This window comes from Pseudomonas sp. SA233 (assembly GCF_054792385.1).
In genome coordinates this window covers 5623866-5645974 of record NZ_CP096449.1, presented here as the reverse complement: position 1 = coordinate 5645974, position 22109 = coordinate 5623866, and the positions used below count along the sequence as shown (strand labels likewise).

Sequence of the window (22109 nt, the reverse complement as noted above, 5' to 3'; positions counted from 1 at the left end):
ACAATTAGAGAATTCATAAATGCCAGGCAGTGCCTGGCATTTTTTATTACGCCCGATGCCCCATGGTTTTGACATGTTAACGCCTGGGCCGGGGCAAACCGTGCAATAGGTCTTAGCTAACCAACCGCGACGGCTCCCAACTGCAGAGGGCAATTGGAAGCCTTGACCCCAGAAGGGACGAGTTATGAAGAGTTTGCTTGAACGCCCTGATGACCAAGCTGGGCATGAAGGTCATAGCCATGAGCATGGCGGCATTTTTGGCATGAACACGGAGCTGATTTTCGCGCTGATCTGTGGTGCCCTCCTGGGTGCCGGAGCTCTCGCAGGACAACTTGACCTGATTGATCGACTGCCCCTGATTCTGTACGTGTCGGCCTATGTGTTCGGTGGATGGTTCACCACCAAGGAAGCGATCAGCAACATCCGCCAGAAACGCTTCGAGATCGATTCGCTGATGCTTCTCGCCGCAGCCGGTGCCGCGAGCATTGGCGCCTGGGCGGAGGGGGCTCTGCTGCTGTTCCTGTTCAGTCTGGGGCATTCCCTTGAAAGCTACGCGATGGGGCGGGCCAAGAAAGCGATTGAGGCACTGTCCAAGCTCGCACCAGCCACCGCGATCGTACGCAGAGCAAATGGCACGTTGGAAATGCCTGTGGAGCTGCTGGTTCCCGGTGACGTTGTCATCGTGCGCCCCAATGACCGCCTACCGGCCGATGGTTTTGTTGTAGTGGGCTCCTCAAGTATCAACCAGGCGCCAGTAACCGGTGAGAGCGTCCCCGTGGACAAGCAACCTGTCCCTGATGCCGAACTCGCACGCAGCAAGCCAGATGCAGTGGATGCAGCCTCGAAAGTCTTCGCCGGTACCATCAATGGCGAAACGCTCATCGAGGTTGAGGTAACACGGCGCTCTACGGAAAGTACCCTGGCGCGGGTCATCAAGATGGTCAGTGAAGCCGAAGTCAGGAAGTCACCGACCCAGCGATTCACGGACCGCTTCCAACGCATATTCGTCCCGTTGGTTTTGCTGCTGGTAGTCGGGCTGCTATTTGCCGGCATTTTCCTTGATGAGCCGTTCCGTGACTCGTTCTACCGGGCGATGGCCGTACTGGTTGCAGCCAGCCCCTGCGCGCTGGCGATCGCAACACCAAGCGCCATTCTATCTGGCATCGCCAGGGCAGCCCGAGGTGGCGTGCTGATCAAGGGCGGTGCACCGCTTGAAGAGCTCGGCTCCTTGAATGCCATGGCATTCGACAAGACCGGTACCCTGACCGAAGGGCGCCCACGCATCACCGATGTAATACCGGTAGGCGGCACGCAGATCGAGGATCTACTAAACGTCGCCATCGCTGTGGAGTCGATGAGCGACCATCCGCTGGCTGCGGCAATTGTGCGTGACGGTGAAGAGATGATTGGCACACGGCGCCGATTGCAAGCCAAGAACATGAGCAACATGATTGGCCGCGGCGTACGTGCCGAGCTTGATGGGCAGTTCGTCTGGATTGGCAAGGTCGAGATGTTCGGTACCAATGGTATTCCCGCACTGAGCAAGGCAGCCTTGGAGGCTGCGGAGCGTCTGCGTCAGTCGGGCCGCACAACCATGGTGGTACGTCGCGCTGACAAGGATCTGGGCGCTATCGGGCTATTGGACACACCCCGAGAGGGTGCCAAAGAGGCACTCCAGAAACTCAGAGAGATGGGCATCGACCGCATGGTCATGATTTCTGGGGACCACAACCGCGTTGCAGAGGCGGTAGCCAAACAAGTTGGCTTAGATGAGGCGTGGGGAGACCTAATGCCGGAAGACAAGGTCAAGGCCATCAAGAACCTGCGCCTCAGCGCCAGGGTGGCCATGGTGGGTGACGGCGTGAATGATGCCCCTGCCATGGCCAATTCGAGCGTTGGCATCGCAATGGGGGCTGCCGGATCTGATGTCGCCCTGGAAACGGCTGATATCGCGCTTATGGCTGACGACATCAGGCAACTCCCATTTGCGGTGGGGCTGAGCCGTCACACGCGATCGATCATCCGCCAGAACCTGTTCGTCAGCTTGGGGATTGTGGCCATCTTGGTTCCGTCTACCATCATGGGCTTGAGCATTGGTGCCGCCGTTGCGATCCATGAGGGCTCCACACTGCTGGTCGTCTTCAACGCCTTGCGGTTGTTGGCCTACCGCAGAAGCTCCTGATCCCTGAGCTTCAATCATGAAGCTAAGCAGGGAAATGACTTGAAGTAGAAGTACGGGTCGTGCGCGATCAGCGCACGACCCGTACTTTTCTCACTCGTCGATCCCGATGCGCTTGAGGCTTTCAAGGGCCTTCCCACACTCAGGTGAGCCGTGCCTTAAGCCGCAGGCCAACGCAGCTTTGAGACTCATGACACCGGCTACGAAACCGACTTGATTGCCGACCCCTTGTCCGTTCGCAAATCCCTGATCATACGCAATCTCCACAAGTGCATTGATCGCCGCCAGGGTGTCTTGTTTGTTGGTACTGTTCTGCATATCTACTCCGCGAGCATTCAGCTCATATCGCTCGGTTAGATGGCGGCGCCTTCAGGTTTGGGGTGAGCGAATCCCGCTCCCATAGCCAATCCCTAACGGGGGGCATAGCCCGCCACCGTAAGGAAAATCAGCTATTGAGAGCAGGTGACTCGTTTTGGTCACGCGTGCTGCTCGCCTCACCGCATTGGCACTGAGTGGGTACATCCGGATAGCCGCTGTGTTTCTCGACGAACAGCGTTTGGCAGGTGGTGCACCCATAAATCCGCGGCAGAGACTTCAGACCACCTGGCAGCACATCGCTCAAGGGCTCGTTATGCCAAGGAGCCCCGTCAAGGATCTTGGAGCGCAGGATGTTTCCCAGCCGCCAGGTGTTACTTTGTGCGCGCCAGAACCACATCGGCGCCGAAAGTGAATACTGGATGAAGGTCTCTTCCGGCTGTTTGGAGAGCATCGGAAATTTAGGGCGGGTCGATCCGGAATCGATGATAGTGAACCCCATGCCCATCTCAGCGCTCGGATGGGTCTGTTCACCGAAATAGCGGTCGTGACTCGCCGAAGCCGTAGCTTGATGATCAGTCGGCGGAAATACCCACAGATAGCACTCGCTTCGAGTCACCATTTCGACGAGCTGGCTCTGTCCCCGTATAGGGAAATCTGCAGCCAGTGCGAAGCGATCTTTCCACGTGATTTTCGGAGGCGGTGCCATACCCGCCGCAATGGCCAGCGTCGCCGTTTTCGGGACGAATCGATCGCCGAGCTCGTTCAGATCCAGATTCTTGCAAAGGGCTTTGAATGCCTTTTTACGAGTCTTCGAGGTGAAGTAGGGGTCGAGGAGCAGGCGAACCTGGTTCACGCCTATCCCTGCAGCTCGTAGTACTTCGATGACTTCTTCAGCCACGCCGACTGCTTGAAGATCGGTCAATCCCAAGCACTTTTTCGCCCGCTCAATCGTCTCGTAGAGGTTGTACTGCCTGTCGCTGTCACGGCATACCTGGATTGGCAGATTGTCTTGGGAGTCAACTTCTGGGGAGACGGAGCCAATGGCAGCGTGGAGCAACTGGTGAATGTGCTGGTGAGCGTACGGGCGACCGGAAGCCGAGAATGAGGCGTGCAGCTGAGCAGCGAGAGGTTGAAGCAGCTTTTTGGCAGACATGACTATCCCCTAATGAGCGACGTTGGGGTAGCTGCGCTTGTAGGGCCGTTAGACGCGAAGCTGGACGTCGAATCAGGTTCAATCATGAGTAGGAGTCAGGTTTGGTTTGCTTGCACGGCCACCATGCAAAACCCGACGCGGCAATCACACCAGATTCGCCGAGTTTTGGCAAGAGAGGTCATCAGGTGAGCGAGAGCAGGTAGGAGGAGGACGCTCCAAGCTCGATCACGTCAGAAACAGGGAAGCCGGAAGCACATTGAGCGCTTCCGGCTTTCTCACGTCAGACTGATGAGAGGGATCAGAAGACGTATTGCAGGCGGGTCACGATTGCATTGCCGCTGTCGTCGCCCACGGTGTTCTCGTTATTGTCAGTACGCACGTTGATGTAGTTGGCACTGAGTTTCACTGCCTCGTTGACATACCAGTTCACACCCACAGTGTGGCTCTTGGCCTTGCGCTCGTTCGATTGATCCGCTGCGGTGACCAGGTTGCCGTCTTCGACCTTGATATCGTCAAAGCGGTAGAAAACTTCCCAGGCCCCCAGTTCCTTGTTCTCTGGTTTGATAGTGTCGAACTTGGCACCGTCGAGCTTGTAGATACGCGGCTCGCCGGTCAGGGTGTAAGCCATCTGGGCGTAGTAACCAGAGGCCTTCATGTCGCTGTTGGCCTGGTCAGCTTTCAGCTTGCGGCGAAGGTATTCCGCTTGCACCGAGAACGGGCCGGTGGCCCAGGCACCTTCGAGACCCCAGACCGAATCGTCCTTCCACAGGCCATCTTGTGCGGCGGCACCGCCAAACAGCATGCGGTTGCCGTTGGTGCCGGCATCGCCGCCGCCATTGGTATCTACACCGCGAACGCCAAGACGCGAACGAATCCGGGTATCGACCGCACTGTTTTTGAGGTCGCGGTAAGCGTACTGAGCACCGACGTGCAGGACGTTGCCATCACTGTGCAGCGGTGCGAACACGGCACGTGCGTTGTAGCGCTTGGTGCTGTCGCCATCCGAGTTGTTGTTGGTTTCGCTGAAAACGCTACCGGAGACATAAGCCATGTCAGCGATGGTGCTGGTGGCTTGAACACCCATGCCGGCGTTGTCGTTGATCCAGTCCGCCAGGTCGTACGAGAGGTTCCGCTCCATGGCAGTGGTCCACTTCGAACTGGTGGCTTTCTCAAGACCGAAGTCGGTGTAGAAACGACCGAATCGCAGTTGGACGGGCTTGAAACCGGTGTAGGTCAGGCTGGCCTCGTCGAAGTAACCGTCGGAGTCGTTGCCCGTGTTGCGGGAAAGGTCGTAGTTGAGCTGATACTTCCAGTCGCGGTACAGAACGCCGCCGAGCTCAAGGTAGGCGCGACGGAAGTAGCCGGCGTCAGCGGTATCGCCATTCTTGGTGAAGACACCATCGAAACGGCCGTAGTCGGCCTGAACGCGACCGCCCAGTTTGAAACTGAATTCCTTGTCAGAAGTCGATACTTCAAGACCGCCCTTGGTCTTCAGAACGATGTCAGCTCCGTCAGTGGTTACTGTTCCGGAGAATGCTTGCGAGGAAAATGTGCCTATTATTGCGGCAGCCAACAGCTTTTCCCGCATGTTCGAAGAACGGATCATTGCTTGCCTCTCGTATGTTAAGTGCTTAGCTACCGACGTTGTATTTCGCCCTTCGTCGGCCTAAATTTATCTTGCAGATGGGAGCAGGCCACGGTTGTCACCTGCTGTAACAAGATGCCTTTGTTCTAAGCACTCTGACTAGATTGCAAGCGAATATGACAGTTGTGTTTCTGTAGTGTTAACAGGAGAGTTTGAAACCTAACAAAACTGTTACCGAACAAGCCAGTCCTTCTTATCAAAGAAGCTCTTCTTGATCAATCTACGGATTTCCAGAACGTGCGGGTTGCGGGCAAGCTTGGTTTTGATAACAAGATAGACATCTTTCTCCTCCAGATCGTCCAAAAAACCCGGCATCGGCAGAATATTCCTCTCCATCTTTCGACTATAGTCGGGCAGCACACCGATACACGCGCCTCCTACGACAAGGCCACGGGATAAGTTATAGTTCTTTACCCGAGTGGTACCGCCCTGATGCTCAGCCATTATCGATGCCCACTTTCGTGAGCCCGCCAAAATCTCTTCATCCCAAGGGATAACGAGCATGAAGTTGTGCAAATCCAGGCTCTGCACTGGAAGGGTGACGCTTCTTGAGTAGCGGCTGGAAATGAACAGCGAGTGCCCAATCCGGCCAAGCCGTTCAAACCTATACGTAGGATGGCGATCAAACGCGCCCTCATCATCTGGGCTCACGAAAGCGATACCCACATCGACTTCACACTCAGAGAGCATCTGCGTTGTGCACTCTGAATGGATTTCAAGCTGCATTTCGGCATGATCGCGCACGTAGGCGACTAGATCGCGGTTTACGATGTCGCTCAACACTGGCTCCGTGATCGCGATGGTAAGCCTGGGGACTTCCTTTTCACCGGACTTGCCAAGGCCGTCTGGGCCGAAGAGCTGGCACAGGTAATGGCTGACCCTCTCGCCAGTGCGGGTCAGGGCAAGCTTGTTGTGTTTGTATACAAACACGGGAGCACCAATGTGCTCTTCCAGTTTCTCCAAGCGTTTCCGAAGGCCTACCACTGGCACATTGAGCCCCCGGGCAGCCTGTTTGAAACTGGCACAACGTGCTGTTGCGAAAAACTCTACGGCCAGCTGATCATCAATTGGCAGATCATCCAATATGTCAGGACTGTAAGGAACAACGCTGCTTGTAAATGTTTCATTTTGTGTAACCATTGGGTCCCCCTTAATTCGGGGAATCTATCTCAATGCCACCCAGCATTTCCTTATCTTGTCAGCATTGTAATCCGCAGGTCATGCATGCGTTATCGGAAGGTTTTATTTCGAAAGCGTAATTTTCGAGCAATCTTGCTGATATTGTAGCGTGCTAGCCTAGCGCGCCAATTTCATTACTTGGCAGATCTAAATTTAGCCAATTACGCATTTACATTTGGTTCACTTTTTTTTCACCTTTGCCTCCATAGGCTTTGGGCATGGAAAATCAAACCCTACCTCTTACTACCTTACTGATTCGTTATCTGGGGATCGGCTTCATAGCAACGGGAATCCATTATGCGGTGTTCCTAGTGCTGGTTACGACAGAATTATCTACTCCATTGCTAGCCAGTATCTGTGGAGGCATGGTTGGCGCTATCGCAAGCTTTATTGGAAATAGGGCGCTCTGCTTTGTGTCAGATGGCTCTCGTAAGTTTCAGCCTGTCAGGTTTGCACTGGTCGCGTTAGCCACAAACTTCGGCAATGGCGTGGGTATGTGGTTCCTCATCAAGTCGAATCTGTCACCGCTCATCTCCCAACTTGTAGTGACCTTAAGCCTCACTGCACTTGGATTCATTGCACATCGTTTTTGGACATTCAATCATGCAGACATTACATCGCTTTCCCGAGCGCCCTGATCCCTTGTTAACCATCGTCGTCCCTTGCTTCCAGGAAGAGGAAACCATCCCCGAGTTCCACCAGCGGATCACCCGCGTCGTGAAGCGCTTACCCGTCTCCTGCGAAATCCTCTATATCGACGATGGCAGTAACGACCGAACGGCCGACATTCTTCGCCACTATCAGGATGGGTCATCTGTACGTTGTCTGTCCCTGAGTCGCAACTTCGGCAAAGAGGCTGCACTCAGCGCCGGGATAGACCATGCCCGTGGCAGTGCGCTGATCTTCATCGATGTCGACCTGCAGGACCCACCAGAGCTCATCTCGGCCATGGTGGACCACTGGCAACGCGGTTACGACGTGGTGAACATGCAACGCAACCTGAGAGTCGGTGATTCGTGGTTTAAGCGCATGAGTGCCCGGGCTTACTACTGGGTCATGCAGCGCCTGGTGGAGAAGGTGGACATGCCGGCCGATGTCAGCGATTTCCGATTGATTGGGCCTGCGCCGCTGGCAGCACTGCGGGCGCTGGACGAACGCTCCAGGATTCTCAAAGGCATGATCGGCTGGGTAGGCTTCCGTACCATCGAGCTGCCCTACAATCGCACCGTTCGCCATGCCGGCAGCACCAAGTGGAATGCAGCTGGCCTGTTCAATCTGGCCATCGAAAGCATCGTCAGCTTCTCTCGCAAACCGCTGCGCATTTTCAGCCTCATCAGTTTCGGTCTTTTCGTCTCCAGCATCTGCTACATGCTTGCGTCGCTTGTGGCAGGAAGTTTCGACATCCATCACCTGATCGTCGGAATGGCTTCATTCATGTGCGTCGGTGTCGCCATGGTGGGGGAGTACCTGGGCGTGACACTCGCGGAAGTGAAGCGCCGGCCTCTCTATTTCCTGAAGCACAGCAGCAAGGCGGATCCCGTGTCACTCCACCCTTCGATGGCCTCGATCGAGGGTAAGAAATGCTGAGCCTGAAAAACGAGCGGACGCTGTGGTGGATCCTGGGTTCGATTTTGCTCTTGCGTTTGGTGGGGCTGGGCATCTATCCACTGATGGACACATCGGAGGCTCGCTACGCTGAAATGGCTCGCAAGATGGTCGAGTTGAATGACTGGATCACGCCCATGTTCGACTACGGGGTACCGTTCTGGGGCAAGCCACCGTTGTCCTTCTGGACCCAGGCCGCAAGCATGACGGTCTTCGGCGTTAACGAGTTCGCTGCGCGTTTCCCGGCGTGGCTGCTGCACCTGGCAAGCTGTTTCATCATCATCAAACTCGGCACGCAGCAGATTTCCCGTAACGCCGGCATCTGGGCCGCCATTATCTTTTCCAGCACCACCCTTGGCCTAGTCTCCAGCGGTGTCGTGCTGACCGACCCTGTTTTGTCGTTCTCGATTCTGCTGGCCAGCTACGGTTTCTGGCGTTGGATGAAGTGCGCCAGCAAGGCGGATGCCTACCTGATGTTCGCAGGTCTCGGGCTGGGCTTGCTTGCCAAAGGCCCTCTGACCCTAGTGCTTATGGGGGCGCCGGCATTCGCCTGGTTCGTTATCTACAAGGAATGGGGACGGGTACTGAGGCTTCCCTGGATCAGCGGCCTTGTACTCATGTTCGGTATATCCGTGCCTTGGTATGTCGCGGCCGAGATGAAAACGCCCGGCTTCATGGAGTACTTCTTCGTTGGTGAGCACTGGAGCCGCTACGTCGTCAGTAACTGGGCGGGCGACCTATACGGCAGTGCTCATGCCAAGCCATATGGCACCATCTGGATCCAGCTCGGACTGTCGCTACTGCCGTGGGCCTTTTTCTTACCATTACTGATCCGCAAGCGTGAATCAATGCAGCGCTTCGAGGCTTACCTCTGGCTGTGGGCCTTGGCGACACCGGTCTTCTTCACATTTGCAGGCAACATTCTGTGGACCTACCTGCTACCTGCGCTGCCAGCCTGGGCATTGCTGCTATCCGGACGGATCAGCGATGTTGGCCCGAAGACTACATGGGCTGCCGCGGCGAGTGCATTGGTGTTACCAATCATCGGTGCGGGCATCATCTACGCCGGGGTACTTGAGGAGCGACCTCAGAATCAGCGAGATGTGGTTCAAGCCTGGCTCAATGTGCAGTCTGCTCATTCCGCTCCCCTGATCTATCCTGGCCGCCGCTCATACTCGTCGGAGTTTTACAGCAGCGGAAAGTCCGAGAACATCAAGGATCCTGCCAAGTGGCCGCAGGATGGCTCGTTCTATCTGTCCAGGCGCTTGCGAGACAGCAAGGATGGTCTGCCCGCTGATCTAGCATGTACAGCGATCACCGAAGCGAACGCCAGCCAGCTCATGCTGTGCCATTGGAAACGTACCGTACAAGGTGCCGAGGGTCTGGCTGGAGAAAGCAATGCGGAAACGCCTCGCAAGAACGAAGGCTAAATTCCAAGCACAAAAAAGCCAGGTTTTATCCTGGCTTTTTTGTCGATTTCTTTCGTCATTTGAAGTCCTATTTAACCGCCGATTAATTGTCGGCTTGTTCCTTACCATCCTTGCTTTCTTTCTTTTGCTCTTGAGCGACTTGTTGTTTGTTCTGGTCCGAAGAGTCATCGCTCCATAGGCGAGCCTGTTCGGTTCGGAAGTTTTCATTGAACTGTTTCGCTCGCTCGAAGCCACCTTCAGCGTAAGCGGTACCCATGAGACCCAGCAGCAGGCTGCCAATAGCGATAGATTTGACAAATTTCATTGTGAACCTCGGTTCATACTAGGCCTGCCTGATTAGCGGCCTTTGTTGGTTTGTAGTTTAGGAACGCGAAGCTAACGACAAGGTGAGTCAATAATTACAATTCCGTAATTTTGGCGGCAGGCAGGATGCGTTAAATCCTCAAATCTGGAAGGATCATGTCTATCTCGGCACTGTCGAGGGCGACTAAGAATTTTCTCTTAAATTACAATTTTGATATCTAGCGCGTTAATTCAGCGCGGCGTTGTTGGCCGCCCTAGGAGATAGCCATGAATGACATAGAGCCCTGGGCAGTTGCTATCGGTGACTTTCGCCGCTGCACTGAAAAACTCACTGTCCAGCTCGATGAGCTGACCTCGCAGACGCGGACCTCCAGCGCTGTTCTGGAGAGGTCGAACGAACTGGTGGAGCAGGTGGACGCTGTCGGCCGGCAGATTCAGGAGGAGGTGCGAAAGGCGGAGAAGGCTTGGTCGAACGCGGAGGAGGTTGCCTTGCGCGCCGCTGCATCAGCGTATTCAGCTGCATGCCGCGGAGTCGACACCGCCATCCAGCCACTGATCTCGGAGCTTACAGCAGCGACAAAGGCGGCGGACGCCTCTATCCAGGAGCTCAAGCGGGCACCGGTGCTGGCCAAGCGTTATGTGATGGTGGTCGCCACGTCGTTCTTCATTCTGGCGCTGATCTGTGTCTACTCGACCATGCGCCTGATCGATGCCGCCGGCAGCGTAAGTGCTCAAGAGAAAGTGAATGCTCAGTACTTCTCACACCTGTGGAAGAACGCCAATCCTGACGAGCAGAAGATCATCAAGTCGGTGATTCTGCGGTCGCCTATGGACCCTGTGGTCCTCCGGCACTGATGCATTGAGCAAACAAAAAGGCCCGTCGATGGACGGGCCTAATCATGTCTGCGCGGTTTAAGCGGCGGTCATTGCTGGCTGCAGTTGCTGGGCTGCGGGAAAGTGAAGGTGGAACCAGGTGAAGTTTTCTTCGGTCACCTCCACGCTCGCCGACCCTTGGTGCAGGCTCATGATCGACTGCACAATGGCCAAGCCAAGACCGGTACCGCCTTCGCTCCGTGCTCGGCTCTTGTCCACACGGTAGAACCGCTCAAATAAGTGCGCATGGTGTTCCTTGGCAATACCGCGGCCGGGGTTGCCGACACTCAAGGTCGTACCGCTCGCACTATGCTGCACCTTCACGTAGACCGTGCGGCCGCGAGGGCAGTAGCGGATCGCGTTCGACACGAGGTTTGAGACGGCCCGTTGAACCATCAGGCGGTTCCCGCGTACCACATCATCACTCCCAGAAATCTGCAGCTGGATCTCGCCTTCCTCTGCCGAAATGCTGAAGAGGTCGCATACGCGCTGAACCTCGTCGACCAGGGACACCGGTTCGAACTCCACCATGGACGCAGGGTGACTGACCTGGGCCAAGAACAGCATGTCGGAAACCATGCGGCTCATGCGGTCCAACTCTTCTGTGCACGACTCTAGAACCTCCCGGTACTCGGAAAGCGATCTTTCTCTGGTCAAGGCAACCTGGGCCTTGCCCATCAGGTTGGAAAGCGGTGCTCGAAGTTCGTGGGCAAGGTCGTCAGAGAACTGCGAGAGCTGCTGAACGCCATCATCCAGGCGAGCCAGCATGATGTTGATGCCGTCGGCGAGCTTCTTGAGTTCTGCCGGCATCCCATCAGTCGGAAGACGATGGTCGAGGCTCTCCGTTGAGATCTTTGACGCCACCTTGAGGAATTTGGTCAGCGGCAGCAGGCCTCTGCGCACGGTCCACCAGCCAATGGCCAAGATCAGTGCGAGGATGACGGGGGACATCATCAAGGCCCAAGTCAGCAACGCATCAAGCAGTGCCTCACTGGATGACTGGTCCATGGTCATATAGACGCTGACCTCTGTTCCATCGCCCAAGCGCATGATCCGAGAAGCACTCAGCAGAGGACGGTCCTGCGTATCACGCCATTCATGCTCTTTAGGCTGGGCCGCCGGCTGAAACTTGTGCACCTCCAGATTGACCTGTTTCGAGCCAATCGAGAGCAGAGGAGTCTGATTCTGTGAGGTATCGAATATGCTCACATACAGGTTGTTGTGGCCCATGACCAAATCGACAAGCTGATGTGCATCTGCGTTGACGCCGGAGATATCCGGGATGGTGGACAGGTTGTGAGCCATCCCCGCCATCTTTACTTCCAGGTCCGCTCGGGCATTTCTTTCCAGAGCCTTACCTACCATCAGATAGCCAAAGGTGGCGAACAGAAGCAGCAACGCTGCGCTCATCAACCCAACTTTTAACCCCAGCTTTGCAGCCAGGCTGAATGGCCTCATGCGCGTTCCTCAAAAACGTACCCAACGCCACGAAGCGTGTGAATGAGCTTGGTTTCAAACGGGTCATCGATCTTCGAGCGCAAGCGCCGGATGGCTACATCGATGACATTGGTGTCGCAATCGAAATTCATATCCCAGACCAACGAGATGATCTGGGAACGAGTCAGCGCTTCGCCCGTTCGGCTCATGAGCAGGTGCAGAAGCGCAAATTCCTTGGTGGTGAGATCGATGCGTGTGCCACCGCGGAAGACGCGATGGCGGACGGAGTCGAGTTCCAGATCCGCAATTTTCAGCGAGCTCTTCTCGACCAACTCATCACCACGGCGTTGCAGCGAACGGATGCGAGCAAGCAGTTCAGGGAATTCGAATGGCTTCACAAGGTAGTCATCCGCGCCGCCGTCCAAGCCCTTGAGCTTGTCATTGATGCGTCCGCGGGCGGTCAGCATGATGATGCGGACCCGGCTGGTCTTACGGATGGTTTCCAGCAGGTCCCAGCCGTCGATACCGGGGAGGTTCACGTCCAGAAGGACCAACGAATAGACATTAGTGTTGAACAAGTGCAGGGCATCTACACCGTTGTGCACGATATCTACGACATACCCGCTTTCGGATAGGCCCTGCTGAAGATATTCGGCAGTTTTAATTTCGTCTTCCACAACTAGAACGCGCATAACTTATCTCAAGGTGTGAGGAAGGAGTTGGCCTAATCCGCCAAGATTATGGTTGCAGGCTGTTCGAAAGATAGGCTGAGGGTATGGCATGTGGTAGTCGCTACCTCTGTCCATACGCCGGGTCACCTGAGGACGCTTGAATCTTAACGCGAAGAAGCTGGCCGCGGCGAAATCCTACAAATTTGTAATGTAGCCGCAAGATTTCTGACAGTCATGCAGGCTCCAGCTCTGAGCTTAGCGGATTCTGGGGTCTGCGACGGTGTATGACAGCTTCGCCTGACAGGCGGAATCGGCCATGACAGGCAGTATTTCGGTCGCCAGCTTGCAGAGACTGGCGCTGGCCTTGCATCGAGTGCGCCACGCAGGCAGTCCCCATGCACGGCCGCGAACTGCTACGCCTTTCTGCGAATTAGTTCACTTGGTGGCTCAGTAGTCTCCCGAATAATTACCTTACAATCTATTACATGTCCAAATTGTAATTGCGCGATCATCTTGGTGTTAGCCTCCTTTGCTAGTTTAAGGGCAGCGGAAGAGGCATCGCTGCTTTGGAAATTGTCTCATTTCAAAGCAGCTTGGCAAGAGCAGCGGGCAGTTGTTCTCGTCAATGCATTCACCTGTAAACCATACGCTCCTTTGGTAGGTGAATTTTAGCGCCCCCCTACGGGCGCTTTTTTATTAAGGGACTTCTTATGAACACTACTGTATCAGCGATCGCCGTGTTTATGCTCTTCACATCACTAACAGCCAATGCACAAAGCGGTATGGAAATAAACCAACGCATTGAGCGTTCTGCTAGAGAGGCTACTGCGGATTATGCTCAGCGCGTAAAAAAGCCCATGCCTCAACTTGAAGACTATGCCTACGGTATGGACCTTGACGTTGGTAAGTTGGTGTATGTATCACCCAGCGTGCGGTACTGCGGTAATGTAAGAAGTATGATGACCTACGAAGACTCGAAAGGCGAGCTGCACATGGTTCGCTACCTGGTGAAGGGCGAGTGTATTAACAGCCGTTAAGGCTCATCAAGATGATGTCTGCGGTCGCCGGATCATAGAAGCTCAATGCCGAACCGGCGCAGCAGTACGGCGAAACATCCGAAACTGGCCATTGTGATGAGGATGCTGCTGATAAGGGTCGGCCAGAAGCCGAGCTTAGGTAGCAGCAACGGGAACGCGATAAACATCGGCAGTGTAGGAAGCACGTACCAGAACGTGTACCAAGCATGATTGGAGATCTTCTCCATGCTCTGGTTCTCCAAATAGAGCCAGACCAGCGTCAAGACAGTGACCAGGGGTAGGGCGGCGACCAGGCCGCCCAGCTTGTCACTGCGTTTCGCCAGCTCTGATACGAGAATCACTATTCCGGCAGTGAGTAGGTACTTCGTGATGATCCAAGCCATCGCTGAACCTTCTGGGGATTGTGGACGGGGGAGGTGAAGCCATTCTCCAACCCCTCTCGAAGTGCTCCTGCCGTTTACGCCATCCCTCATCGCATTTCTTCTACAACATCCCCCTCAGCCAGGAAGGGGATGTGTCTGCATGGTGTTTACCGATCGATCAGTGCGAGGGCGAGGGAACGCTCTCGTGGAAAGCTGCCCGCTCGATCTGGATGGTGCAGTGATGGATTTCAAATCCATCGCTGACAGCATCCACGACGGCCGCCAACACAGCATCCCCATCTGCAGAATCCCGTACCACTACGTGCGACGTCATCACGTTGCTGCCACTGCTGACGGCCCAGACGTGCAAGTCATGAACGTCCGTGACCCCATCTACGCCGCGGATGGTGGCCTCGATTGCCGTAACGTCGAGCCCCCTCGGCACACCCTCCATGAGAATCCCCAGGCTTTCGCGAAGCAACTGCCACGTCCGCGGCAGTACCCAAAGTCCGATTGCCACAGCGACAATCGTGTCGACCCAGGTCCAGCCCGTGAAGCGGATGATGAGTGCTGCAATGATTACGCCTAGCGAGCCGAGCATGTCGCTCCAAACTTCGAGGTAGGCGCCTTTGACGTTAAGGCTCTCGTTGCTCGCAGATGCCAGAAGGCGCATCGAGATTAGGTTGATGATCAGGCCGGCGATTGCGATCCACATCATCGCCCCGGTAGCGATCTCCGCCGGCATGAAAAAGCGCTGGTAGGCCTCGTACAAGATGTACATCGCCACCAGGAAGAGCAGCACGGCGTTGAACGTCGAAGCCAGAATCTCCAGGCGCGCATAGCCGAAGGTTCTTTTCTGATCCGCCGGGCGCTTGGCTATCTGAAGTGCAATCAGTGAGATCGCCAAGGCGGCAGTATCTGTGAACATGTGGGATGCGTCAGACAGCAGCGCCAGGCTGCCGGTAATCCACGCACCGATCACTTCTGCAATCATGAAGCTGCCAGTCAAGGCGAGCGCCATGATTAGCTTCTTCTGATGCCCCTCGCGTACTGCAGCGCTGCCATGGTCATGATTTGAACCCACGTATTTCTCCTTGCGCAGGGTTGTGGTCTCGTTGGCCTTCCTGTCTGCCTATCGTTAGAGCGTCGCTTGGCCACACTGACTGCAGAATTTTGCTCCTGCGCTCAGCAACGAGCCACAGGCGGTGCAACCACTCGATAGTGGTGTTCCGCAGTTTAGACAAAAGCGTGCTGACGGATCGTTGGCCGTCCGGCACTGCCTGCAGCCCTGCAGATCTTTAATGGGGGCTGGAGTGGCATGGCGCCCGCCGTCATACACCTGGTTGCCGCCGTCGCAGCCCTGCTGCCGGCCATGGCGATCGTATTGCTCGGCCCCATGTCCCCCGCTGTGGTGCTTGCCTCCACCGTGGTTTCCACGGCCATGGTGCCCGCCCAGGATATTTTTGAAAAAGCTCATGGTATTCGCCCCTCATTGATGGGTGACATATTAACGAGCAAAAGTTGAAAAGAATGTTCTGCTCGCGAGAAAGACTTGTAAGTTAAAGTGAAAGTTCAAAATTAGCCTACGTCAAAACGAAGCCGTTTTGTTTGTGAAATTAAATTTATCTAGCTGAGCGGTGCTCTGCGTTTAATAGATGGTGTCGCCCTAATTTTTATCATAGCCTGGTCGATGGCAATTAAAACAGCAGTTATTGCATTTCTGTCAGCATTGTAATCACGAGGTCATCGTGTCGTTATCAGGCGCCGGAAATAATGCGCTCAGCGAGATTTATTTCTCTTTTGTCCCTATGCCTCACACATTCTAAGCGTCTCCAACGCCTAGGCCCTAAGGCCTCTGGCGCTCCGCACATTGCGCAATCGCTCAGCATCTGTCGATGGTTTGCCAAGCAGCTCCCGCTAACTCCACAGCTAACGCATGGATAAGCAGCCTCTCAGAGTTTGATAATGACACCTTCAAAATCCATTGTTCACACCCTGTTAAGTAAATGGATCTTTGCTATTCGCACTGCCCGACAGGAAGGCATCAGCACTAATCTGCTCATTGGGCTGGTAACTCTTTGGTTGCTGCTATTCGCGAATGCTGAGCTCTGGAGCGTGCTCTGGAAGCTGGTATTCAAAACCGATGAAGTGAACTGGCTGCTAGCAGCTAGCCTCCCAGTCATAGTATTCGCATGGGTGTTTACGGTTCTGAGCTTGCTGTCATGGGCGCGGCTGACCAAACCTTTTCTATGTCTCGTACTGATCAGCGCGGCTTTTGCGAGTTACTTCATGAATGCCTATGGCATCGTGATCGATTACACAATGTTCACCAACGTTGTGGAGACAGACGTCGCTGAGGCAACCGAGCTGCTGAATTGGAAGCTCGGTCTGTGGGTCGCAATGGTTGGGGTGTTGCCCGTCTACCTGATCTCCCGGGTTCCCCTCCGGCGCAAGCCTTGGGCCAGAGCTTTGGTCAGCAGGGTCATTGCTCTGTCGCTCGCTCTGTTGACCTTGTCTGGCATCGTGCTGAGTCAATACCAGTCATATGCCTCCTTGCTGCGCAACAATCGGGAGATCCGACTGATCCTGGTACCCACCAACTTGTTTGCGGCTGGCCATGGTTACCTGAAGCGCCAGCTGGCCACACCTAAAACGCTGACGGCCATTGGAACTGATGCGGTAGTTAATCGACAGGGGGCGGCCCGTAAACCTAGGCTGCTGGTACTGGCTGTAGGAGAGACCGCCCGCTCCGCCAACTTCTCCCTCAATGGCTACACCCGTGAAACGAACCCGGAGCTGGAAAAACGCAACGTCATCAGCTTCTCCAACGTCAGCTCCTGCGGCACCGCCACCGCAGTTTCGTTGCCATGCATGTTCCTGGATGTGGGTAAGGCCGAGTACAAAGATGGCTTGGCCAAGAGCCGAGAAGGGCTGCTCGACGTGCTTCAACGCGCAGGCATTAGTGTCATGTGGACTGACAACAACTCGGGGTGCAAAGGGGCCTGCGACAGGGTTCCCAACCACAAGGCTGCCTCTCACGCGGATCCCCAACTTTGCACCAGCGAGGAGTGTAAGGACGGGGTGCTGCTCTCGGAGATGCAAGACTTCATCAAGCGTCAAGAAGGCGATGCTGTCCTGGTGCTCCACTACAAAGGTAGCCATGGCCCGGCCTACTACAAGCGCTACCCCGCGCAATTCAAGAAATTCGCGCCGGTGTGCGAGACCAACGAGCTCGACAAATGTAAGCAGCAGGAAGTGCTCAATGCCTACGATAACTCGATCCTTTACACCGACTACGTTACAGCCGGGCTGATCGACATCCTGGCAGCGAACACCAAATTCGACACTGGGCTCCTGTACGTTTCTGACCACGGAGAATCACTGGGTGAGGGTGGGCTCTACCTGCATGGGCTGCCTTATGCGATGGCTCCTGAAGAGCAAACCAAGGTGCCATTGGTGCTTTGGATGTCCGATTCTCTTGCGAAGAGTGAAAGGCTCAACGTCGGCTGTTTGAAAGCTCAAGCAAGCTCACCTCTTAGCCACGACAACCTGTTTCACACAGTGCTCGGGATGATGAATGTCCAGACGTCCTCGTACCGCTCAGCCTTGGATTTCACTGCCCCGTGCAAGCCCTTGCCAGGAGGCTCTTACTCAGGCCTCTAAGACACGAAGTAGGATGGCCCCTCTGGGATGCCAAGTGCTTCTGCTCCCGTCCGCTTTGACAGCTATAAGAAGCTGGACTAACTACATAGCAGCACCCACCAACCCAAGCGATAAAGGAAATCTCGCATGAGCATCAAGCCAGGCCCTAAACGAACTAACGAAGATGGCACTCCGGATAAAAGGCAGCGAGTCACGCCTGAGAAGCAGAAGGACCATCCGGACCTGAAACCCCACAAGCACAAAAAGGGGGAGTAGGTTAACAAGGCAGCTCCCGACTGCGGGAGCTGCCTTTAGATGACGGCTTCAAGGGGAACTTGAAGCTATCACCACAATGCAATGTCGTACGTCAGATACAAGCGGTAGTTATCCCGGTCGCTGCTGTACGTGCTCCTGGCCACTGCATATCGAAACTCAGCCCCCACACCTTTGAAGAGCCCGTCCTGGATCACATATTTCAGGTTCGTATTGGACTCGTGCTCCCGGGCTTCCTGACCACGATAGACCCCATCCTCGCCCTTGTAGTAGCGGGTCATGAAGCTCAGTCCAGGAATTCCCATGCTAGTAAAATCGTAGTCGTACCTCGCCATCCAGGTCCGCTCTCCGGGCTGAATGAATTTGCCAACGCTAGCATTGCTGAACGAGTAGACCGTGCTTACGCTCACGTACGGAAGTGCGGTGCTGCCATCAACCTTTTGATATCCAGCACTGAACGTGTGGCCACCCAGACGATAACTGAGTAAACCGCTAAACATATCGCTATCAACTACACCATTACGGGCTGCGCCAGCATCATCACTGATAAAGTAACGTAGATCGCTAGTTAGCTTGCCTGGGCCAAGCGGCAGTGTGTAAACCAACCCGAAAAATTGTTGGCGGTAGAAATCCCGAAGTTCCCCGTAGTAGCTGCTAAAACTGAGCTGTTTGGTGAGGTCGTAGCGCATCCCCGCAAAATCAAAGTCCGTACCGCCACCTCCGGAATATCCCTGAGGAAATATATCGACGCTATCGGTAGAGTTTCGGGCTTTGAATTTGTCTAGATGCCCAGCTTGAAGGTACAACCGATCAACACCGGTGTACTCCGCTTGGGTACCTCGGAACGTTTGAGGTAGTAGTCGACCATCGTTGTAAACCAGGACGGGGATTTTGGGGAGGAGAGTGCCACCACTGACCAAAAGGTCATTCCATTTGGCCTTAGCGGTAATGCCAAGACTCGAATATTCGCTAGCTGCCCGACCATCGTCGTGGACCGGCAGAAGGCCTGTCCCCGCATGCTTAGCGCTTGAGTCGAGCCGGATTCCTGAAAGTCCCAGTGCCTCCAAACCAAAGCCTACAGGTCCTTCGGTGTAACCTGACTGTAGCTTGAGCAGAAAACCCTGCGCCCACTCTTTGCGATCTTCGCCCCCATCACGAAATCCATCATTGAAATAGTAATTTCGCAGAGCCAGCCGGCCCTCGGAGTCTTTGAAGAAGTCTGCTTCAGCAAAATTGGGGAACAAGCTAGCAATGACGCTTGCACACGCGAGTGTGCGCGATGTTGTGAGGGTGTTCATCGGAAATCTCTGCTGTGTATTGTGATTTTTGGCAGCATCAAAATGGAGCGACCCAGTACTATCCATCGCAGATTACGCAGCGTCATGCTGGACGGGATTCACTCATGCGGCGGACACTAACCCGTCGTGGAATCGGCAACAACGTTATGAGTAATACGCATGAGGCTATGCGTTTAGTTGGTAAGAAACCTCGGAGTATCTTGTGAACCTCAAACAACTCGAAGCTTTTCAAGCCATCATGACAACGGGCTCTACCATCGGAGCTGCTACCCGTATGGGCTTGTCCCAATCGGCCGTCAGCCGCTTGTTAACTCAGCTCGAAGATCACTTAGGCCTCGCGCTCTTCCTTCGACGTAAGGGCAGATTGATGGCGACTCCTGAGGCGGAAGAACTCCTTGGACAGGTGGCGGAGCTCGTAGACAACCTCCAGCGCGTACAACGCATGGCAGATGAGCTGAGACTGGGTCATTCGCGCCGGAGTCTGCTCAAGGTTGCAGTACCGACCAGCATGTCTCAACACTTGCTACCGAGGATCGTTGCCGAATTCATGCAGGGCCGTGAGGACGTCGTCGTAGAGGTCATCACCGGCGGATACGATGCGCTGGAAAGGGCCGTACTCGACAAAAGCGCTGACTTCGCTTTCGTGCGTTTGCCTACGGAACTTCAGCATTTTGAAGTGCTACCGGTACTGGAGACCGAAGGGATGTGCGTCATGCACCAAAGCCATCCACTGGCGGAGCTATCGGAGGTCAGTCTCGAAGCATTGCGGTATGAACCCCTCGTGCTTCTGGGGCGGCAAAGGAGCCTTCGATCTGAACTCGACCTGCGTTTCCGAGAGGCTGAAATTACCCCTCAAGTTCGCGTAGAGGTCCACTCGGTCAGTGCTGCTTGCGCATTCGTTGCAGAGGGTATGGGGGTCTCAATTATCAATGGTCTTTTGGCCAAAGAGTTTGGTGGCCTTCCTTTGATCGCCAAGCCGCTGAGACCTGCGCTTTGCTATCGTTTTGGCCTGATTTTCCGCAAAGACCAGCCACGCTCTTTGCTGGTTGAGAGTTTCGCGGAGCACATGCGTAACAGGCTCACAGAGGTGAATGGTTCTACGCCAACGCAATAAATTGCATAGCCCAACCCGATTTACTCATAACGTTGAGTGACTGCATCCGATTGAACTAGTGTGCGCCCTGTAGCCCTGGGCCCCTACAAAACAATAATCGAGATCGCGCACCATGAACCTACCTCATGCACCGGCGGCGCAAGCCGCGCCTGCTGGAAAAGCAGACATCCCTCGCCCGGCCAAGCAGCTCAATCCTGCGTTGATCCTGTTGAGCATTGTTTTCATGGCTCTGGCCTTCACCTACTTCGTCGATTCAGGCCAGTTCCAGCGCAAAGACATCGCTGTTGTCCCCGGTTCGTACCAGACCTTGGAAAAGGACGCCTCTCTAAGCCAGCTATTTTCCACAGAGCCGCGTGCCACAACCGATTCTGCTGCACGTCCGGTCTCCTTGGTTGAGGCTTTCATGGCCATTCCACAGGGCATCGAGAAGCGAGCCGGCCTGATCTTCATGGTTTTGTTCATCGGCGGAATGTTTGGCGTGCTGAACAAGGCCGGGGCAATCGATGCTGGTCTTGAGCGGATACTTGGCCTTACCCGGGGCAACATCTACGTGCTGGTACCCTGCTTGATGCTGGTGTTCTCGGCCGGTAGCACGTTCATGGGACTGGCCAAAGAGTTCATCCTGATCGTCCCGCTAATGGTAGCGATGGCCAATCGCCTGGGGCTGCCCAACATTGTTGGTCTGGCGATCGTGGTGATCTCGGTGAAAATCGGCTATCTGGGTTCGATTACCAACCCCGTGGCATTGGCGGTTGCCCAGCCGCTAGTGGGCGTTCCAATGTTCAGCGGGCTGAATATGCGTGTGGCAGCCTACTTGGTGTTTCTGCTGGTCGGCATTGGCTTCGTGTTAATGACTGTACGCCGACTGGGTTACGACGCCAGTGCTGAGTTTACTTTTAAGCGCACACCGCTAGCGCCACGCCACAGTCTCAACCTTCTACTGCTGGGAGCGGGCGTCGCCTTCCTGGTTTATGCCTCCAATCGCTGGCACTGGAAGTACCCAGAGTTGTCTGCGTACTACTTGGCGATGAGCATGGTGTTCAGTGTGGTGGCTGGCATCGGTGCCAGCGAGGCTGCCGGCGCATTCGTCGACGGAATGAAGAAGGTGCTAATGGCCGGCGTGCTGATCGGTCTCGCCACTGCGGTGGAGATCATCCTCAGCACTGGCCAGGTGCTCGACACTATCGTCAACAACCTTTCCAACCTGGTCAGCGATCACGGCCCTCTAGTTTCGGCGTACGGCATGTTCTTCGCACAACTCGGGCTGGATGTCCTGATCCCGTCCACGTCGGGGCAAGCAGCAGTGACCATGCCAATCTTCGGACCGTTGGGGCAATTGTCAGGTGTGAGCGCTCAGACCACTGTGTATGCCTTTTTGCTGGGCAATGGTCTAACAAACCTGATCACTCCTACCTCAAGTGGCCTACTAGTGCTGCTTGCGACCGCTCAAGTCGGATGGGGTCAATGGGCGCGATTCATCTGGCCGTTGTGCCTGGTATTCGCGGCCATCGCCATGTGCCTCCTCTCCATTGCCGTTCTGACCGGCTACTGAAATCTCGGGCCGCGTATGCGGCCCTACTGCTTTGAGTG

Annotated in this window: 21 protein-coding genes; 10 read left to right on the top strand and 11 right to left on the bottom strand. The window is 55.1% G+C overall.

What is annotated here, in order from left to right:
- Window positions 1–184: 184 nt before the first annotated feature.
- Window positions 185–2182, top strand: a complete 1998-nt coding sequence (locus M1D87_RS25850; protein WP_009682002.1) for a heavy metal translocating P-type ATPase — start codon at window positions 185–187, stop codon at window positions 2180–2182.
- Between the two features lie 90 nt (window positions 2183–2272).
- Here the strand turns inward: M1D87_RS25850 and M1D87_RS25845 are convergent, their stop codons facing one another.
- The 4 genes from M1D87_RS25845 to M1D87_RS25830 form a co-directional block, all read right to left on the bottom strand.
- Window positions 2273–2497, bottom strand: coding sequence for a hypothetical protein (locus tag M1D87_RS25845; protein ID WP_003253436.1), 225 nt, complete (start codon window positions 2495–2497; stop codon window positions 2273–2275).
- A 127-nt stretch (window positions 2498–2624) separates the two neighbouring features.
- The gene (locus M1D87_RS25840) at window positions 2625–3650 is read right to left on the bottom strand and encodes a hypothetical protein (RefSeq protein WP_421091514.1); all 1026 of its coding nucleotides are present in this window, start codon (window positions 3648–3650) and stop codon (window positions 2625–2627) included.
- Window positions 3651–3948: 298 nt separating this feature from the next.
- On the bottom strand, window positions 3949–5256 hold the full coding sequence (locus tag M1D87_RS25835) for an OprO/OprP family phosphate-selective porin (protein WP_003253440.1): 1308 nt from the start codon (window positions 5254–5256) through the stop codon (window positions 3949–3951).
- Between the two features lie 210 nt (window positions 5257–5466).
- Window positions 5467–6435 (bottom strand): LysR family transcriptional regulator, encoded by a 969-nt coding sequence (locus tag M1D87_RS25830; protein ID WP_003253442.1) that lies wholly within the window; start codon window positions 6433–6435, stop codon window positions 5467–5469.
- A 257-nt stretch (window positions 6436–6692) separates the two neighbouring features.
- Here M1D87_RS25830 and M1D87_RS25825 point away from each other — a divergent pair, with 257 nt between their 5' ends.
- Genes M1D87_RS25825 through M1D87_RS25815 form a run of 3 tightly spaced genes read left to right on the top strand, consistent with a single transcriptional unit; the run spans window position 6693 to window position 9509 of the window.
- Window positions 6693–7112 (top strand): GtrA family protein, encoded by a 420-nt coding sequence (locus M1D87_RS25825; protein ID WP_003253444.1) that lies wholly within the window; start codon window positions 6693–6695, stop codon window positions 7110–7112.
- A complete protein-coding gene (locus tag M1D87_RS25820) occupies window positions 7078–8061 on the top strand; it encodes a glycosyltransferase family 2 protein (protein WP_003253446.1) in 984 nt (327 codons plus the stop codon). The genes M1D87_RS25825 and M1D87_RS25820 overlap by 35 nt, the downstream gene beginning before the upstream one ends.
- Entirely contained in the window at window positions 8055–9509 is a 1455-nt protein-coding gene (locus tag M1D87_RS25815) for an ArnT family glycosyltransferase (protein WP_003253448.1), read from the top strand. Before M1D87_RS25820 ends, M1D87_RS25815 begins: the two co-directional genes overlap by 7 nt.
- A gap of 82 nt (window positions 9510–9591) precedes the next feature.
- Here M1D87_RS25815 and M1D87_RS25810 read toward each other — a convergent pair whose 3' ends face one another.
- The gene (locus M1D87_RS25810) at window positions 9592–9813 is read right to left on the bottom strand and encodes a hypothetical protein (protein ID WP_003253450.1); all 222 of its coding nucleotides are present in this window, start codon (window positions 9811–9813) and stop codon (window positions 9592–9594) included.
- Between the two features lie 266 nt (window positions 9814–10079).
- Between M1D87_RS25810 and M1D87_RS25805 the strand changes: the two genes are divergently transcribed.
- Window positions 10080–10667, top strand: coding sequence for a hypothetical protein (locus M1D87_RS25805; protein ID WP_003253452.1), 588 nt, complete (start codon window positions 10080–10082; stop codon window positions 10665–10667).
- 57 nt (window positions 10668–10724) lie between these two features.
- On the opposite strand, the gene M1D87_RS25800 is transcribed toward M1D87_RS25805, so the two are convergent.
- The gene (locus M1D87_RS25800; protein WP_009682005.1) at window positions 10725–12143 is read right to left on the bottom strand and encodes a heavy metal sensor histidine kinase; all 1419 of its coding nucleotides are present in this window, start codon (window positions 12141–12143) and stop codon (window positions 10725–10727) included.
- Complete coding sequence (locus M1D87_RS25795) at window positions 12140–12814, bottom strand: heavy metal response regulator transcription factor (protein ID WP_003253457.1); 675 nt, start codon at window positions 12812–12814, stop codon at window positions 12140–12142. Before M1D87_RS25795 ends, M1D87_RS25800 begins: the two co-directional genes overlap by 4 nt.
- Window positions 12815–13503: 689 nt before the next feature.
- Here M1D87_RS25795 and M1D87_RS25790 point away from each other — a divergent pair.
- Window positions 13504–13830 (top strand): DUF2790 domain-containing protein, encoded by a 327-nt coding sequence (locus M1D87_RS25790; protein WP_003253458.1) that lies wholly within the window; start codon window positions 13504–13506, stop codon window positions 13828–13830.
- A 32-nt stretch (window positions 13831–13862) separates the two neighbouring features.
- Here the strand turns inward: M1D87_RS25790 and M1D87_RS25785 are convergent, their stop codons facing one another.
- The 3 genes from M1D87_RS25785 to M1D87_RS25775 form a co-directional block, all read right to left on the bottom strand.
- Complete coding sequence (locus tag M1D87_RS25785; RefSeq protein WP_003253461.1) at window positions 13863–14213, bottom strand: DUF3147 family protein; 351 nt, start codon at window positions 14211–14213, stop codon at window positions 13863–13865.
- Window positions 14214–14370: 157 nt separating this feature from the next.
- Complete coding sequence (locus M1D87_RS25780; RefSeq protein WP_003253462.1) at window positions 14371–15276, bottom strand: cation diffusion facilitator family transporter; 906 nt, start codon at window positions 15274–15276, stop codon at window positions 14371–14373.
- A gap of 54 nt (window positions 15277–15330) precedes the next feature.
- Window positions 15331–15531, bottom strand: a complete 201-nt coding sequence (locus M1D87_RS25775) for a zinc ribbon domain-containing protein (protein ID WP_223255137.1) — start codon at window positions 15529–15531, stop codon at window positions 15331–15333.
- Here M1D87_RS25775 and M1D87_RS25770 point away from each other — a divergent pair.
- Both M1D87_RS25770 and M1D87_RS25765 read left to right on the top strand, forming a co-directional pair.
- Window positions 15511–15717 carry a hypothetical protein gene (locus tag M1D87_RS25770; protein WP_003253464.1) on the top strand — a complete coding sequence of 69 codons (207 nt, stop codon included), beginning with the start codon at window positions 15511–15513 and terminating at the stop codon, window positions 15715–15717. The two genes, M1D87_RS25775 and M1D87_RS25770, sit on opposite strands and share 21 nt — an antisense overlap.
- 440 nt (window positions 15718–16157) lie before the next feature.
- On the top strand, window positions 16158–17855 hold the full coding sequence (locus tag M1D87_RS25765; protein ID WP_003253466.1) for a phosphoethanolamine transferase: 1698 nt from the start codon (window positions 16158–16160) through the stop codon (window positions 17853–17855).
- Between the two features lie 323 nt (window positions 17856–18178).
- Here M1D87_RS25765 and M1D87_RS25760 read toward each other — a convergent pair whose 3' ends face one another.
- The gene (locus M1D87_RS25760) at window positions 18179–19405 is read right to left on the bottom strand and encodes an OprD family porin (RefSeq protein ID WP_009682006.1); all 1227 of its coding nucleotides are present in this window, start codon (window positions 19403–19405) and stop codon (window positions 18179–18181) included.
- Between the two features lie 202 nt (window positions 19406–19607).
- Here M1D87_RS25760 and M1D87_RS25755 point away from each other — a divergent pair, with 202 nt between their 5' ends.
- Together M1D87_RS25755 and M1D87_RS25750 are read left to right on the top strand one after the other, a co-directional pair.
- Window positions 19608–20519, top strand: a complete 912-nt coding sequence (locus tag M1D87_RS25755) for a LysR family transcriptional regulator (protein WP_003253472.1) — start codon at window positions 19608–19610, stop codon at window positions 20517–20519.
- Between the two features lie 112 nt (window positions 20520–20631).
- On the top strand, window positions 20632–22071 hold the full coding sequence (locus M1D87_RS25750; RefSeq protein ID WP_003253475.1) for a YfcC family protein: 1440 nt from the start codon (window positions 20632–20634) through the stop codon (window positions 22069–22071).
- Window positions 22072–22109: the final 38 nt, after the last annotated feature.

Bases quoted from the DNA above. Each gene is read 5' to 3' on its own strand.
- M1D87_RS25850 (WP_009682002.1), top strand. From the start codon at position 185: ATGAAGAGTTTGCTTGAACGCCCTGATGACCAAGCTGGGCATGAAGGT.
- M1D87_RS25845 (WP_003253436.1), bottom strand. From the start codon at position 2,497: ATGCAGAACAGTACCAACAAACAAGACACCCTGGCGGCGATCAATGCA.
- M1D87_RS25840 (WP_421091514.1), bottom strand. From the start codon at position 3,650: ATGTCTGCCAAAAAGCTGCTTCAACCTCTCGCTGCTCAGCTGCACGCC.
- M1D87_RS25835 (WP_003253440.1), bottom strand. From the start codon at position 5,256: ATGATCCGTTCTTCGAACATGCGGGAAAAGCTGTTGGCTGCCGCAATA.
- M1D87_RS25830 (WP_003253442.1), bottom strand. From the start codon at position 6,435: ATGGTTACACAAAATGAAACATTTACAAGCAGCGTTGTTCCTTACAGT.
- M1D87_RS25825 (WP_003253444.1), top strand. From the start codon at position 6,693: ATGGAAAATCAAACCCTACCTCTTACTACCTTACTGATTCGTTATCTG.
- M1D87_RS25820 (WP_003253446.1), top strand. From the start codon at position 7,078: ATGCAGACATTACATCGCTTTCCCGAGCGCCCTGATCCCTTGTTAACC.
- M1D87_RS25815 (WP_003253448.1), top strand. From the start codon at position 8,055: ATGCTGAGCCTGAAAAACGAGCGGACGCTGTGGTGGATCCTGGGTTCG.
- M1D87_RS25810 (WP_003253450.1), bottom strand. From the start codon at position 9,813: ATGAAATTTGTCAAATCTATCGCTATTGGCAGCCTGCTGCTGGGTCTC.
- M1D87_RS25805 (WP_003253452.1), top strand. From the start codon at position 10,080: ATGAATGACATAGAGCCCTGGGCAGTTGCTATCGGTGACTTTCGCCGC.
- M1D87_RS25800 (WP_009682005.1), bottom strand. From the start codon at position 12,143: ATGAGGCCATTCAGCCTGGCTGCAAAGCTGGGGTTAAAAGTTGGGTTG.
- M1D87_RS25795 (WP_003253457.1), bottom strand. From the start codon at position 12,814: ATGCGCGTTCTAGTTGTGGAAGACGAAATTAAAACTGCCGAATATCTT.
- M1D87_RS25790 (WP_003253458.1), top strand. From the start codon at position 13,504: ATGAACACTACTGTATCAGCGATCGCCGTGTTTATGCTCTTCACATCA.
- M1D87_RS25785 (WP_003253461.1), bottom strand. From the start codon at position 14,213: ATGGCTTGGATCATCACGAAGTACCTACTCACTGCCGGAATAGTGATT.
- M1D87_RS25770 (WP_003253464.1), top strand. From the start codon at position 15,511: ATGGCGCCCGCCGTCATACACCTGGTTGCCGCCGTCGCAGCCCTGCTG.
- M1D87_RS25765 (WP_003253466.1), top strand. From the start codon at position 16,158: ATGACACCTTCAAAATCCATTGTTCACACCCTGTTAAGTAAATGGATC.
- M1D87_RS25760 (WP_009682006.1), bottom strand. From the start codon at position 19,405: ATGAACACCCTCACAACATCGCGCACACTCGCGTGTGCAAGCGTCATT.
- M1D87_RS25750 (WP_003253475.1), top strand. From the start codon at position 20,632: ATGAACCTACCTCATGCACCGGCGGCGCAAGCCGCGCCTGCTGGAAAA.